Source organism: Sorangium sp. So ce375 (assembly GCF_051473855.1).
Classification (GTDB): domain Bacteria; phylum Myxococcota_A; class Polyangia; order Polyangiales; family Polyangiaceae; genus Sorangium.
In genome coordinates, this window is the sequence record NZ_CP150335.1 from 9,995,824 (window position 1) to 10,010,022 (window position 14,199).

Annotated in this window: 10 protein-coding genes; 4 read left to right on the forward strand and 6 right to left on the reverse strand. The window is 71.7% G+C overall.

Features of this window, described 5'->3' with window-relative positions:
• Positions 1–814: 814 nt before the first annotated feature.
• Positions 815–1,132 (forward strand): putative quinol monooxygenase, encoded by a 318-nt coding sequence (locus tag WME90_RS37330; RefSeq protein WP_437276843.1) that lies wholly within the window; start codon positions 815–817, stop codon positions 1,130–1,132.
• Here WME90_RS37330 and WME90_RS37335 read toward each other — a convergent pair.
• The 3 genes from WME90_RS37335 to WME90_RS37345 form a co-directional block, all read right to left on the reverse strand.
• The gene (locus tag WME90_RS37335; RefSeq protein ID WP_437276844.1) at positions 1,113–2,015 is read right to left on the reverse strand and encodes a LysR family transcriptional regulator; all 903 of its coding nucleotides are present in this window, start codon (positions 2,013–2,015) and stop codon (positions 1,113–1,115) included. The two genes, WME90_RS37330 and WME90_RS37335, sit on opposite strands and share 20 nt — an antisense overlap.
• A gap of 122 nt (positions 2,016–2,137) precedes the next feature.
• Positions 2,138–2,938, reverse strand: a complete 801-nt coding sequence (locus WME90_RS37340) for a hypothetical protein (RefSeq protein WP_437276845.1) — start codon at positions 2,936–2,938, stop codon at positions 2,138–2,140.
• 260 nt (positions 2,939–3,198) lie between these two features.
• Positions 3,199–7,179 carry a serine/threonine-protein kinase gene (locus WME90_RS37345; protein ID WP_437283711.1) on the reverse strand — a complete coding sequence of 1,327 codons (3,981 nt, stop codon included), beginning with the start codon at positions 7,177–7,179 and terminating at the stop codon, positions 3,199–3,201.
• 1,067 nt (positions 7,180–8,246) lie between these two features.
• Here WME90_RS37345 and WME90_RS37350 point away from each other — a divergent pair.
• The gene (locus WME90_RS37350; RefSeq protein WP_437276846.1) at positions 8,247–8,372 is read left to right on the forward strand and encodes a hypothetical protein; all 126 of its coding nucleotides are present in this window, start codon (positions 8,247–8,249) and stop codon (positions 8,370–8,372) included.
• A gap of 62 nt (positions 8,373–8,434) precedes the next feature.
• Positions 8,435–8,842, forward strand: coding sequence for a hypothetical protein (locus WME90_RS37355; protein WP_437276847.1), 408 nt, complete (start codon positions 8,435–8,437; stop codon positions 8,840–8,842).
• A gap of 265 nt (positions 8,843–9,107) precedes the next feature.
• Here WME90_RS37355 and WME90_RS37360 read toward each other — a convergent pair whose 3' ends face one another.
• Positions 9,108–9,734: a LamG domain-containing protein gene (locus tag WME90_RS37360; RefSeq protein ID WP_437276848.1), complete on the reverse strand. Its 627-nt coding sequence runs from the start codon at positions 9,732–9,734 to the stop codon at positions 9,108–9,110.
• Between the two features lie 618 nt (positions 9,735–10,352).
• Between WME90_RS37360 and WME90_RS37365 the strand changes: the two genes are divergently transcribed.
• Complete coding sequence (locus tag WME90_RS37365; RefSeq protein WP_437276849.1) at positions 10,353–10,523, forward strand: hypothetical protein; 171 nt, start codon at positions 10,353–10,355, stop codon at positions 10,521–10,523.
• 10 nt (positions 10,524–10,533) lie between these two features.
• Here the strand turns inward: WME90_RS37365 and WME90_RS37370 are convergent, their stop codons facing one another.
• Both WME90_RS37370 and WME90_RS37375 read right to left on the reverse strand, forming a co-directional pair.
• The gene (locus WME90_RS37370) at positions 10,534–11,406 is read right to left on the reverse strand and encodes a DNA-formamidopyrimidine glycosylase family protein (protein ID WP_437276850.1); all 873 of its coding nucleotides are present in this window, start codon (positions 11,404–11,406) and stop codon (positions 10,534–10,536) included.
• Positions 11,407–11,495: 89 nt separating this feature from the next.
• Complete coding sequence (locus WME90_RS37375; RefSeq protein ID WP_437276851.1) at positions 11,496–14,183, reverse strand: hypothetical protein; 2,688 nt, start codon at positions 14,181–14,183, stop codon at positions 11,496–11,498.
• Positions 14,184–14,199 lie beyond the last annotated feature (16 nt).

The following is a 14,199-nucleotide window of genomic DNA, read 5'->3' on the forward strand; positions in this document are numbered from 1 at the left end:
ATTGGCTTCGTTGTCGGGCGACGGAAGGGCATCGAATCCGAGTACGCTGCGGTTTAGTGCGAGAATGTGCCCGTACGGCCCTGCGGCCTCTCCAGAAGGCGGCTCGACGGAAGTGATGACTGCCTGTCCCGCAGAGCCGACTTCGGACTCATCGACGGGAGAGGAGCAGGCACCGCTAAGGACAACGGCCGTCAACAGCAGACCAACGAAGCCTGAGACCGAAAGAAAATTTCTCATATTCAAACCCCTCCCTCTCTGATACATCATCGAATTCACATACACTTAGGGTCCACCGAACCCGTTCGACCGAGCCCTGCTTAACGCCCAAAGCAGAGCCCCACCGGATCCATTCCTCCGAGCCATGCCACGCATCGCCGCCGTTGCACTTGTCGCCACCGGTGGTCGGCTCAACGCTCCGCCCGTCCGCGGCCACCACGCGCGCTCGACGCTGCATAAAAGCCTATCGTACATGACTCTCGGCCTGCGCGGATCGCGCTTCGCGCGTGCAGAGCGCTGTCGAGGCAGGTCGGTTTACCCAGCACCCAGGATCACCTGACCATCGACCCAGCCGTGTAAAGCATGGACGCAACACAGCGCCTGGGCGCTTGTGTTATCCTGTGAGAGGGTGCATCACCCCCTGCCGCATCCGCCACACGCAGCGGCGTCCGGTGGCGGCTCGCGCGGGATCGGGGCAAGCCCCATCCACGGCGCTTATGGATCCATCCAGAACATCGAATGGTCCCCCGGCCGCGCGTCGTTACAACTCTCCTCACCGAAGCGCGGCGCGCCGTGCGCCGCCGAAGAGGAGGATCCCATGACCGCTGCTTCCACGAACGCCGTGACGCTCTCCCTCCTGGCCCGCATCGAGGCCAAGCCCGGCAAGGAGGCCGAGGTCGAGGCGCTCCTCCGCTCCGCCGTCGGCCTCGCCGCCGAGGAGCCGCGGACGGTGCACTGGTTCGCGCTGCGCATCGGGCCGTCGACGTTCGGCATCTTCGACACCTTCGCGGACGAGGTGGGGCGCAAGGAGCACCTCGAGGGCCGCATCGCGGCCGCGCTCATGGCAAAGGCGCCGGAGCTGCTCGCCACGGCGCCCGTCATCGAGCGCGTCGACATCATCGCCGCGAAGGGGTGACCGGCCGCGGCCGGGCAGCGCGCGAGACCAGCGCGTCCCAGAAGAGCTGCAAGGCCGGACCCGGCGTGCGATCGCCCGAGCGCACCAGCGCGACGGTGCGCCGGAGGGCCGGGTCGACGAGCGGGCGCTGCGACGCGCCCGTCAGGAGCACCGAGTGCTCGGGCATGAAGGCAAAACCCAGCCCCGCGTGCACAAGGCTCTGGACCCAGTCCTCCCGATCGGTCCGGTACGCCGCATACAGCTCCACGCGCCGCGCGGCGCACGCGCCCGCGACCTGCTCGCGCATCTCGCAGGCAAGCCGATCGAGGTAGGGCTCGCCGTCCAGATCCTCGAGCCGCACGCCCTCGCGCGCGGCCAGGGGGTGGCCGGGCGGGAGGACCACGACGTAGCCCTCCTCGTAGAGGGGCGCCACCACGCACCAGTCGGGGACAGCGTCGCCGAGGTTCGAGACGATGACGTCGACCTCGGCCTCCTCCAGCCGGCGCAGGAGCTCGCCCTGCACGGTCACCGCGATCTCCAGCTCCACCCCCGGCGCCTCCGCGCGGAACGCCGCCAGCGAGCCCGCGAGCCGCGCAGGCCCGATGGTGCAGAGGATGCCCACCCGGAGCGGCACCTGCTTGAGGCGCCGGTGGTTCTCCGCGATCACCTGCACGGCCTGCATCTCGTCGCGCAGCCGCTGGAGCCGCGGAAGCACGCGCTGCCCCAGCGCGGTGAGCTTGGCGCCGCCGCGCTCGCGCAGGACGAGCGGCCCGCCCAGCTCTTCCTCGAGCTTCTTGATGGCGGCCGTGAGCGCGGGCTGCGAGACCGCGCACCGCTCGGCCGCACGCGTGAAACTGCGGGTCTCGGTCACCGCAAGGAAATACCGGACCTGATGCATCTCCATGGCCGCGCATCTTCGCCCGGCGACGCCGCCGGCGCCAAGGAGGGAAGAGCGCTCGCTCGGCTCCGATCAGGGTCGCCAGGAGAGGACATGACCGATGCCCCCTCGCCTCCGGAGGGCAGGAGTCAGCGCAGCGCCGTGGTGATGACGTAACGCGTCCTGCCCGAGTCCGGATCATCGCAGCTCTTGTAGAACTGCTCCTTGCGATCGAGCTTGCCGCAGTACTCCTTGCAGCTCCCGACGATCTCGATCATCCCACAGCTCTCGATATCCCCGTCCGCGCCGGGGTGGCCGGCGGCGCAGTCGCGCTTCGCCGAGCGCGAGACGTCGACGTTCGTGGCGTCGTAACAGGCGCGCAGGTACGGCGTCTCCGAGAAGAGGTTCCCCCAGAAGGCCCCTTCGACATGAGGGTACTCGTCGAGCTCGTCGGCCCCGACCTCGCAACGGAGCGGGTTCTGTCGGGAGCGCATCGAGACACGGACCGAAACGCCATAACGGTTCGTGTGGGCCGCGAGGCACGCGGAGACCATCTGCTTGCCCTCGTCGTCGAGCGGGCGCCGGTCCCACCGGTGCGCAAGGCCGAGGTGTCCGGGATAAACCTCGTTGTGGGTCGCACCCGAGAGGTCGGTCCAGGAGAAACGGAACGACTGGGACTCCCGGAGCGCACAGCTGACCGTGTACTTCACGAGCGTCCGGAAGAGATCGCCCCGCTCGCCGGGATCCTTCAGCGCGGAGGCCGCCTCCCGGCTCAGCGCGTTGTGGCTGAGCGCGTTGAAGCTCAGCGCGTTGAAGCTCAGCGCATTGAAGCTCAGCGCGTTGAAGCTCAGCGCATTGCCGCTCGCGAGCTCGTCAGCGCTCGAGCCGAGCTCCTCTGTTTCATCCCCCGCTTCGGGCGCCTGCTCGGGCGCGACGCAGCCGGTAGCCACGAGAAGGATGCCTGCACACCCAAGTACAGCCCTGGTTTTCACGTGATGAGACCTCGGTAGCGAGCCAAGGGGAGCGCCACCGCTCCCCGATCACAGCACGCCCTCCGGCGCGTCGCTCAACCCAGCGACAGCCGGGAACTCTCCACGTCAATGATCAGGGTACGGCAAACCACCTCGACTGTCAGCTATTAAATTGCATGTCCTCCGCGGATTCCGCCGTAGGACAGCAACGCTTCAACGCTTCGTCGCACTCACGACGTTCAGTCCCGACAGTTCCGCCCTGCTCCGACAGCTCCGACAGCTCCTACCCAGTGCGCCGCAAGCTCCAGGGTGCGGGCGTTGTCCGGAACGTGCGAGAGAAAGCACCTGCGCCACTCGGGGTCACGGACGCTCGCCGCCCGGTCGAGCAGCTTGTCGCGCGCAGCTGCGATGGCGGCGGCGGCGCTGGCCGCGTCGCCGACCGCGGAGAACGCCTCCGCGTGGACCAGCCGGATCATCGACTCGCCCTCCTCGATCCCGCCGAGCGACTCGAGCGCTGCCAGGGCCTCGCCGGCCGCCTCGAGCGCCTCGTCGGCGCGCCCCAGCCCGATCAGCGCCCGCGCGCGGATCGCCATGGCCGCGACGCGGTACGGCGACGCGCTCTCCAGCGCCTCCGCGAGCTGCGCCTCGCGCTCCGCTCCGCAGAAATCGCCGGCGAGGAGGGCGATCTTCGCGAGGTACGAGCGCGACACCACCTCGGCGCGCGGGTCGCCCAGCCGCTGGCTCGACGCGAGGGCCGCCTCCTCGACGGCCCGCGCCTCCGCGAGCCTGCCGCGGTAGGCGAGGACCTGCCCCAGGCTCGCCTGCGCCGCCGCCGCCACCTCGTGGAGCCCCATCCGCTCGGTGGCCTCCAGCACGGACCGGAGCGCCGCCTCGGCGCCGCCGAAATCGCCGAGCTCCCCGTAGGAATAGCCCAGGTTCGCGCGGGTGATGCACGCGTTGCGCCGGTCGCCGACCTGCTCGAACGCGGCCAGCGCGGCCTCCAGGCCGGTGACGCAGGCGCTTGGATCGCCCCCGCTCATGGCGCGGAACGCGCGCGCCTGGTGGAGGCCCGCGACCACCTCCGCGCCGGTCGCGGACCCGTCGCGCAGCGCGCGCTCCACCGCCGCGAGGAGCGCGTCCACGACGGCGGGGCGACCGGCGAAGGCCAGCGTCGCGGCGCCCGCGCAGAGGCACGTGCTCCTCGCGCTGCCCGCGCCCTCCAGCGCGGGCGCGACGATCGCCGCGCCCATCCACCGCTCCACGCGGTCGAAGCCGCCCAGCTTGCTCGCGGCGGCGACCACCTGCACGACGGCCGCGAACCACGGCGCCGAGCCGGGCGCGAGGTGCCGCGCCGCCTCGGTCCCCCGCTGCTCGGCCAGCGTGAGATCGCCCCGCCACACGTGCGCCTCGGCCTGGACCAGCCGGAGCGCGCCCACCACCGCGGGCTCCGGCGCGCAGGCGAGCCCGCGCTCGGCCCGCGCGATCACGGCGCCGAGGTCGTTGCCCTCCAGGGCGTGCTGCGCGGCGCGCAGGTACGCCGCCGCGGCCCGCGCGGGCACGGCGCCGCGCTCGAAGTGCTCCGCGAGCGCCATCGCGTCGGGCTCGCCCGCGCCCTCCAGCCATGCGCCCGCCAGCGCGTGGCCCAGCCGCCGGTCGGCCTCCGTCAGCATCCCGTACGCCGCCTCGCGCACCAGCGCGTGGCGGAAGCGGTACTCGACCTCTCCCCGCAGCCGCCCGGGGCCGCGCCGGTGGATCACCTCGCGCCGCTCCAGCTCCGAGAGCCAGCGCGCCACCTCGGCGCCGCCGAGCAGCGCGCTCACCCCGCTCGGCCAGAACGCCTGGCCGAAGACGCTCGCCGCCCGCAGCGCGCGCCGCGCCTCGGCGTCGAGCGCCTCGATGCGCGCCTGCACCATCGCCAGCACCGTCTCCGGAAGGTCCGCGCCGTGGCCGGCCGCCACCGCGCGGACCTGCTCTTCCAGGTAGAACGGGTTGCCGTCGGCCCGATCCACGAGCGTGGCCACGAGCTCCGCGCTCGCCTCGTCGCCGAGCGCGGCGCGCACAAGCCGCTCGCCCGCGCGCCGCGTGAGCGGCGGCAGCATCATCTGGTTGCCGAAGCGCCCCTGCGACAGCCCGGGGAAGGCCTCGTGGACCTCCGGTCGGGCCAGCCCGAGCACCAGGAACGGCAGGTCCCGGAGGCTCCGGAGCGCCGCCTCCACCATCGTCACGGTGGGCAGGTCGCCCCACTGCAGGTCCTCGAGGATCAGCAGCACGGGCTGCCTCGCACACTCGGCCCGGATGAACTCCTCCCACGACAGCCGCAGCTGATCGCCCATCAGCAGCCGGTTGCGGCGCGCCGCGCCGACCCGGATGTCGTCGTCCGGGAACGGCGCGCCCAGGAGCTCGCCAAGGAAGGCGCTGACGCGCCCGACGTCGAGCGCCGGGTGGCGCTCGACCCGCGCCCTCACCTTGCGCCGCCGCTCCTCCAGCGGCTCGCCGTCGACGATGCCCATCGCGCTCCGCAGCGCGCGCGAGAGGAGGCCGAACGCCGAGCCCGAGCTCATCGGATCACCCTGACCGACCCACACCTCCACGTGGGCCGCGTCCGCGAGGTCGGCGCCATCCGCGCCCTCCTCCCCCCGCGCGCGGTGGGCCGCTCGCGCGTTGCGCGCCGCCACTTTCTCGAGGAACTCCTGCCGCAGCCGCGATTTGCCCATCCCGGCCGCCGCGACCACCAGCAGCACGCCCGAGGTGGACTCCTCGACGCTCCGCTCGAGCTCGGCGTTGAGCACGGCGAGCTCCCGCTCCCGCCCGAAGCACGCCATCGGCTTTCCGAGCAGGGCCGGCGCGGATGTGAGCCTGAGGTCGTCCCGCGCCCCGACGAGCAAGCGCTCGGCGCCCTCGCCGCTCGTCTCGAACCGACCGCCCAGGAGCCCTGCCGTCACCTCGTCGATGCGGACCGCGGCCGCCGCGCCCGGCTCGCCGTGCGACGGCAGGAGCTGCACCGCCCGATCGATGAGCTCGCCCATCGGGATGCGCGACGTGAGCTCCGCTCGCCCGGTCACGAGCGAGACCGGCGCGCCGCCGAGCAGCCCGCGCAGCGAGAGCGCGCACCGCGCGGCCTGCGCGGCGAGATCGGTGGCCGCCTCGGCGCTCGTCAGCACGATCAGCGGCGACCTCGCGTCGATGAGCTCGATCTGGCCCTGGTGACGCTCGGCGAGCGCGTAGAGCTCTTCGGCGCGGCACGTCGCCCGCGCCTGCTCCTCCTCCTGCGAGCGCGTCTGCTCTTCGGGCGCCGAGCGCTCGTGCGCGAGCACGAGGCAGGTGACGCGCCGCTCGCAGCTCGTGAGCTCCAGGACGGGCGCCGGCGCCGCGGGCTGGCCGCCGAACGCGGCGTCATCGCTGCCGAGCTCGATCGCGCGGAGCGCTGCCGCGACGGCCGCGCCGTCGCGGGGTCGCCCGCCTGGCTGCTTCGCGAGCATCCTGGCGACGAGGGCGTCGAGCCCGTCAGGCAGGTCGGGCCGGACCTCGCGGAGCCGCGGCGGCTCGTCGAGCAGCACCTTGACCAGCACGGCGAGCGCCCCGGCGCCCTGGAAGGCGGAGCGCCCGGTGAGGCACTTGAAGAGCACGCAGCCGAGCGCGAACACGTCGGCGCGGGCGTCGACGCGCCGCTCGCCGCGCGCCTGCTCGGGCGCCATGTACTCCGGGGTCCCGAGGACGGTGCCCGGCATGGTGAGCTGCTGGTCGAACCGGAAGCGCGCGATCCCGAAGTCGAGCACCATCGCGCGATCGAGCCGGCCCTCGACGAGGAGCAGGTTGCTCGGCTTGAGATCGCGGTGCACGACGCCCTGCGCGTGGAGGACGCCGAGCGTCTCCGCGACGCGCGCGACGACATCGACGCTCTCGGCGGGGGTGAGCCCTCGCCGCGCGACGCGCTCGGCGAGCGTCTCCCCGGCGAGCCACTCCATCACCAGGTACGGCTTGCCGCCCGCCGTGACGCCGTGGGCGATGTACCGGACGACGCCGGGGACGCGCAGCGCCGAGAGCGCCTCTACCTCGCAGGAGAAGCGGCTGAGCTCGCCCTTGCCGGCGCGGCGAAGCACCTTGAGAGCCACCGTGTCGCCGCTCTGCCGATCGCGCGCCCGGTAGACGTGCCCCATCCCGCCCGAGCCCGCGAGGCCCTCGATCTGGAACCGCTCGTCGACGATCTCTCCGACGCGCATCAACGGCCGTGGATCCAGCGATATCACGCGCGCGGCCCCCTGGTCTGGATCTAGGCCCTGGATGGTATGGCGACTCACCTCCACGGCGTGATCGAAGCGAGCGCGCGATGCGACGCGTCAGGACTGGAGTCTCTCGAAGAACACGCCGGTGCGTTCGGGGAGGAGCTGGGCTCCGCGCGCTGGCAGCCCGCCGGTGCGAACGAGGGTATCTCGACGGATACGCGCGTGTGTGCAGGCCGACCGGACGGCGCGCCGAGCGTGCGGGAGCCCTCCACGAGCAGGGCGTCCGTGGTGGGCGAACGGCCGCGGCGCAGGCGCCGGAGGGGGCGCCGACGGGTGGCGTGCTCGGCGGCTCCGGCTCAGGGCACCTGAAGCGAATCGAGGAGCGCGTCGCGACGCGCCATGTCGATGAACGTACGTATTCTGAATTCAATGGGTTGCGAGGCCCAGCCGATCTGCCAGGAAGCCAGCTCCAAGCGCAGGAATGCGGGAAAGAGAGCAACCGCAAGGGCGCAAGGGGCGCAAGGGACCAGAGCCGAGATATTTTCTTGCCTTCCCCTTGCGCCCCTTGCGCCCTTGCGGTTGCTCTTCCCTTCTGTTGATTTTTTCGAGACTCCCACGTGATCGTTACTCTAGGCCTCCTGCGCGGGGAAAAGACGTACTCCACGCAATGCATCGATGAAGAAGCGCGTCGCCACGAAGCTGTGCTTCACCGCGTGCTCCCATCCATCACCCGGTGGACATGGATCCGGGGACCGCGGGCGCGAACTCGGTGAGCAGCGGCGCCGACCCATCGTCGCGCGGTAGGGTGCCGCGCCCGTTCGTCGCAGGGTGTTCAGCCAGCGCTCGCGACGATGCTCGCGATGTCCCCTGCTCGCGGCGCCGCCCGAATCCGCCGACGGCGCCCGCCGTGGGCGCGCTCCACCAGGAGAACGGGCGGCCCGCGCCCAGAGAGGCGCTCCCGGGGCGCGCTCTCCGGCGGGGCGAGACCTCCGCTCGCTGCGTGGCGTCAGGACGTTCCACACGGTGCGAGCGAGGACGGAGACGGCGCGGAGGAGACATCATGAATGAAGTTTTTCTCTCCTGACGTTATCTTCGCCTCGGCGGACTTCGCGATGAAGTTTTTGTGCCCCGACCTCGTCTCCGCCTCCGCAGCGCTCGCGAGCTGGTTCGGCGACCAAGGTGGCTGTTGACATCCACCCCTGGAGCTGCAATGTCTCTCGTTGCGCTTGCCCTTACCCACAGGAGACGTCGGATGTCGATGAGCAAGAAGCTGATGAGTGCCCTGTTGATGAGCGTCGGCATTGGCTTTGCTGGAGCCGCGTGGGCCGCCGGCGGGACCGCGGACGTCCCCACCTCCGTCGCCGAGAAGAAGGATTTCGGCTGCGGTGCAAAAGGACAGAAGGCCTGTCCGATGCAGGGCTGGATGAAGTCGGTGATGCAGTCGGCGACCACGAGCGGCGACGGCGCGAAGATCGCGGAGGCGCTGAAGTACGTGGCGGCGAGGCCGCCGAAGGGCATGGACAAGTGGGTCGCGATCTCGAACGAGGGCGTCGAGAAGGCCAAGAAGGGCGACATCGACGGCGCCAAGGCGAGCTGCAAGTCCTGCCACGATCTGTACAAGGCGGAGTACAAGGAGAAGCTCCGCGACGCTCCCTTCTGAGGCGTTCGCTCCTCATCCCGGCCCGCTTTCTTCCCGCCCACCTCCGTTCTCGTACCAAGAGCGCACTCTTCCGGCAGCGCTGGCCGATTCCGCTGGGGCTCTCCCGTGGCTCAGCGGCACCGGCCATGGATCCGGCCCGGGGCTACGGCCATGAGCGGCCTGGCTACGGCCATGAGCGGCCCGCGGCGATGGCGGTGAGCCGCCCGCGGGCCACCCCAGCCGCGGGCCACCTCCCCCAGTGCGGCGGGCGCAAGGGCCGCGCCGCTCAGCAGGCGCCGGCAGCTGCGCAGATCTCTTGAGGCGTGAGCGGCCGACCGAAGATGCGGAGGCTGTCGAGCAGCCCTTTGAACTCGTCTTCCCCGGAGGGCTCGTCCGAGCCGATGTGGACGGGCTGTTCGCCGGAGGCGATCACCGGGCCAGAGGGGCTCCGGTCGACCTCGACGCCGTTCACGTAGAGGCTCTGCGTCTGGCCATCGGAGAGACAGGCGATGTGCGTCCACTGCCCAGGAACGACGGGGTAAGGCACGTTTCGCTCGACGCCCACGGTGCAACGGATCTGCCCGCCCGGCAGCAGGAAGAGCGAAGGCTTCCCGCCGCTGTCGATCACGGTGTATCGCCGTTTCTCCGGCAGAGAGGCGGGGTTGATCCAGACATCGATGGTCATCGCGGGGGCGGTCCACGCGGCGTCATGGCGGAAGTAGAGTTTGCTCCCCTGCTTCAGCAAGAGCGCCTGGCCGGCCCGGCCAGGCGCGTACTCCACGCTGCGCACCCGCTCGGGCGTGAAGTGGTGCTGCGAGGCGTCGTCCGGGCTCCCCTCGAACGCGAAGCACGCGATCAGCGATGAAGCTGCCGTCTCGCACAGCGGCGCGGGATGTTCATCCGGTTCTTCCAACGGATCGCCGCCGGGTTCTTCCACCGGAGCGCCGCCGGCGCCTTCCGTCGGATCGCCGCCGGGTTCTTCCGTCGGGGCGCCGCCGCCGGTGCCTCCCGTCGGACCTCCGCCCGGCTGTTCGACGGGAGCGCCGCCGGGCCCTCCGTCGATAATTCCGCCGGGTTCGTCAGCGGGAGCGCCACCGGGGCCTCCGGGTCGAGGCTCGAAGTCACCTGCCCCGCCTGTGCCTCTCGTTTCGAGGGCGCAGCCCGGCAGCGACAACAGAAGCGCGGCGACGCCGGCCAGGCGATGTGCAGATAGGTGGAATTTGCAAAGCATACTGCGTTTCCTGCGGGCGCACAGCGTAGCTCAGAACGCCACGACCTGTCACCGTGACTCGCACAAAGGCTCGACTCGCGCCAGCGCGGCCGCATCAATGCAGTGAGAAGAAAAATGCACCACAGAGGCGCAGTGGAAGAGCTACGGAGAGCGTCGGGTCTCTATCCGCTCTCCGTTGTGAAGCCTCTGCGTCTGTCGGGTCGCGTCTCCGCGGAGAAGAGAGGAGCTGCTTCGACGGAGCGTCGTTCACGCCGGTGGACGACCGGTAGATGATCGTTGATCGATCTCGTGGTCCGATTCATGGACGGACGGGAAGACCTGCGCTCCGAGGCGATTCTGCAGCGCGTGGTCGTCGAGCAGAGCCGCTACGTGGGCGTCGCGACCCTGAGCTCCGGCGCCGCCGAGCTCCCCAGGTCGACAGGCCGTGTCGCCGAGCCGGTCATCGGCGCACGACCAGGGCGGGCGTCGTGACCGGCTCGCCTCACCCCGGCTCCCGCCTGGCGCGGCGCGGATCCGCGGCTGTGCCTCTCCGCGCCTCGGGCTGGCAGGCCGGGCAGAAGATCGCGTCGTGCCCGTGGACGCTCGCGCGCCGGAGCTTGTCGCCGCAGCGCGGGCACGGCTGGCCCGGGCGCCCGCGGACCTTGAGGAAGTCGCGCAGCCTCTCGTCGAGCGCCGGGGCCCGCCGGGCGATCGTCCGCGTCGCGTCGCCGAGGACACGGGCGATCGCCGCGTGCAGGCGATCGGTCTCCTCGTCGGAGAGGCTCGTGACGGTCGCCTTCGGGTGGATCTTCGCCTCGAAGAGCACCTCGTCGGCGTACGCGTCTCCCATGGAGTCGAGCGCCGCGCCGTCCATCAGGAAGTCCTTGGCGAGGTCGCGCCGCCCGCGCGCCGCGGCGCGGAACGCCTCCGGCGTGAACACCCGAGGATCGAGGACATCCAGGCCGACGCGCTGGAGCCCGGGGATCTTGTCGAAATCGCCCCGCGCGAGCACGTAGACCTTGCTGCTCTGCACGTCGTCCCGGACCCGGAGCTCGCGGCCGTCCCCGAGGGCCAGCGAGAAGGCGAGATCGGTCGGGATCCGCGTCTCTCCTGGCCGTGTGATCGAGAACCGCCCTGCCAGCATCGGGGAGATCACGAGATCGAGCGCGCGCGCCCCGGCGAGCTCGAGGACCACGGCGTGCGCCCGCCGCGTCACGCGTCGGATCTCCGCGCCCGGCAAGAGCGCGTCGAGGCGCTCCGGGAGCAGGACGTGCAGCACCACCGCGTTCTCGGCCCGGGCCGACGCGATGGTCGTGCCCGCGAGCTCGCGCGCGAGGATCGGGACGACGTACTCCAGGTCCGGACGCTCGGGCACGACTCCAGGATACAGATCTCGCCGCGAAGATCGCGCGCGACTTCGGGCCAGGCGCGAAAAACACCGCCAAGGGCGCAGGGGCGAGCTGATCAGGCGCTGATCCGCCGAGGCTCCTCGTCGCGCGCGGCCTCGTCGCCGTCGCCCCGCCCCGGCCGCTGCGCGCCCTGGGCCACGAGGTCCTGGCCCCGGGCGAGCGCGTACACGGCGCGGATGCGCGCTGTCTCGAGGGCCGGCCCCGGCGAAGGGTTCAGGAGCACGGCGCCGTCATCGAGCTCCAGCGCGACGGGGATCGCGCCGCGGGGCTCGAGCGCCGTCCGGAGATCGTCGAAGCCGATCGCGCCGATCGCCTGCTCCGACTCGCCGCGCGACGGCGCCTCGACGCGGACGAGGTCCTGCCCGCCGTCGCCGAGGAGCTCATCGTAAAGAGCCGTTACTCCCGGCACGAAGGCGCTGTGAACCATGAAGTAGTTCTTGATGCGCTCGGTGCTGACAAGGCTGACCCGCAGCCTGTCCGTCCCGGCGAAGCCGCACTTGCGGGGGTCGAGGAGGCTCCGGACGTGCTCGCCCTTCGCCACCGAGGAGAACTCCGCGAGCACGTGCAGCTCCTCGCCGTGCGCGAGCTCCCGGCTCTCCAGCGCCCGCGCGAAGCGGATGAGCCGCATCGCCGTGCGCGCGTCGCGATCGAGCCCCTCGGGCTCGCTCAGGAACACCGCCGCGGAGACGGGCGCGCCGCGCGCCGCGCAGCGCACCGCGAGCGAGGTGAGGTCGTGCCCGTGCTGCGTGTAGACCGTCGCGATGCCGCCGCGCGGGAGCGAGAGCGTCACCCCGTCCATGCCCGGCGGCGCGCCGTCCGGAGCGAGCGCCACGCCGAGCGAGGCGAGCCGATCGGCGAGCGGCATCCGCTCGTCCCCGCGCTCCCCGAGGACCAGCGTCACCTCGACGCCCGGCACGAACTGCGCGAGCGCCTGCAGCAGCGAGGGCAGCGCGGCGCTGTACCCGACGATCAGCAGCCGCTCGAGCTGGCTGCGGTGCAGCGAGAGCCCCGCCGCCCACGCCTGCGCCGCCGCCGCGTCGCCCGCCGCCGTCGCGCCGCCCGCCGCCGCGTCGCCCGCGGCGACCCCTCGGCCCATCAGGAGCTCTCGCCCGTAGCGCCGGAGCGGCGCGTAGGTGGCCGACACGCCGATGAGCCCCCTGAGCCACCGCGCCGGCACCCGACCTGCCCGCGCGCCGAGCGCCCACGCCGGCGATCCCTCGGGCGGATCGAGCAGCGGATTCAGCCAGGGCACGAGCCCCTCGACCGACACGAGCTCGCCCTCCCTGCGCTCCGGCACCCCTTCCCCGAGGAAGACGCCCGCGAGGATCACGTTCCTCTCGTGGGCCGCGCGCGCCATGCGCGAGAACGAGATCTCGCCGCCCGGGCCCTCGCCGAGCGCGGCGACGGACCGCACGGCCTCCTCGCCGAGGAAGATGTGCGTGTAGAACTCCGAGCCATCGGCGGTCATGAGGTCGGCGTAGAGCGACTCCACGCCTGGCGTGATCAGGTGCTGGCACAGGAAGAAGCCGAGGAACCGCTGCATGTCGAGCGGATACGTCCCCGGCCCGCCCACCGCCGCGAGGAGATCGCGGTTCTTGCTCTCCTGCACCTCGACGAACACGTGGCCCCTCGGGTTCTGGGTCCGGAACGAGGAGAGCGCCATGGCCGTCAGGGCGTCGGCGTCGGGGCCCGCGTCGGGCCGCGTGAGGATCAGCGCGCGCTTCGCCCCGGCGGCGCCCACGAGGCCGAGCTCTTCCGGCTGCGCGCTGTCCCCTCTGCGGTAGGTCACCCAGCGCATCCCCGGCGCGTAGAGGTACGCGGGCGGGTCGTCTTCGGTGCCGAGGAGCGCCATCCGCGGCAGCGCGTGCCGGGTCGGCACGGGGCCGCGCCGGACGAGCCACAGCCAGAGCTCGGAGAGCCGGATGCTCCGGAGCGCGCGGTGGCGCTCGTACAGGCGGACGAACTCCTGCACCAGCATCTCCGCCTCGTGCACCGGGCCGATCACGAGCGCGTGCCCCGCGTAGCGGACTGGCCGCCGCCGCGCCGCGCGCACGACCTGGTCGACCACGTTGGCGCCGATGCCGATGATGAACGACGTGATGAAGACGCCCACCATGGTGAGGCCGAGCGAGACGACGGCCACGACGGGGTGCACCCGCAGGTTCTCGACGAGGTTGTCGGCGCTCTCGATCTGCCGGAAAGACCACCAGATCCGGTCGATGAACGTGGCGTCCGGGGCCGGGCCTCGGCCGTCGTAGTCGTGCGCGATCGCGAGGTGGCTGAGCAGCACGGAGGACCCGAACGCGAGCCCCCAGACCGCCAGCGTGACGAGCCCGAACTGCTCGAGCAGCTCGCGCCGCGTCATGATCGCGTAGAGGTCGATCGCGATCTCGCGCGTGAAGCGCAGGAGCAGGAAGAGCCGCGAGAGCCGCAGCATGGGGAGGGCGTGGGCGGCGTGCGCGTCGAGGATCCGCTCGAGCGGCAGGAAGCTGAGCCAGGCGACGATGTCGAAGGCGAAGAGGAGGACGTCGAGGCGCGACCGCCCGTCCCCGCGCTGCTGGAGGAGGACGCCCCGGAAGAGGAGCTCGACGCCGAAGATCGCAAGGAAATACGGGCGGAGCTGCTCGTCGAGGCCCTGGATGGGCAGGACCGAGACGAGGATCAGGAGCGAGATCGCGGCCTTGACGGGGCGGGTCTCCAGCCCGTCGGCGAGGCGGTGGAGCAGGGGCGGGCGGGGCGCCATGGGCGGGCAAGGATAG

Coding starts and splice junctions, on each gene's coding strand:
- WME90_RS37375 (WP_437276851.1), bottom strand. CDS start 14,183: ATGGCGCCCCGCCCGCCCCTGCTCCACCGCCTCGCCGACGGGCTGGAG.
- WME90_RS37335 (WP_437276844.1), bottom strand. CDS start 2,015: ATGGAGATGCATCAGGTCCGGTATTTCCTTGCGGTGACCGAGACCCGC.
- WME90_RS37355 (WP_437276847.1), top strand. CDS start 8,435: ATGTCGATGAGCAAGAAGCTGATGAGTGCCCTGTTGATGAGCGTCGGC.
- WME90_RS37330 (WP_437276843.1), top strand. CDS start 815: ATGACCGCTGCTTCCACGAACGCCGTGACGCTCTCCCTCCTGGCCCGC.
- WME90_RS37365 (WP_437276849.1), top strand. CDS start 10,353: ATGGACGGACGGGAAGACCTGCGCTCCGAGGCGATTCTGCAGCGCGTG.
- WME90_RS37350 (WP_437276846.1), top strand. CDS start 8,247: ATGAAGTTTTTCTCTCCTGACGTTATCTTCGCCTCGGCGGACTTCGCG.
- WME90_RS37345 (WP_437283711.1), bottom strand. CDS start 7,179: ATGCGCGTCGGAGAGATCGTCGACGAGCGGTTCCAGATCGAGGGCCTC.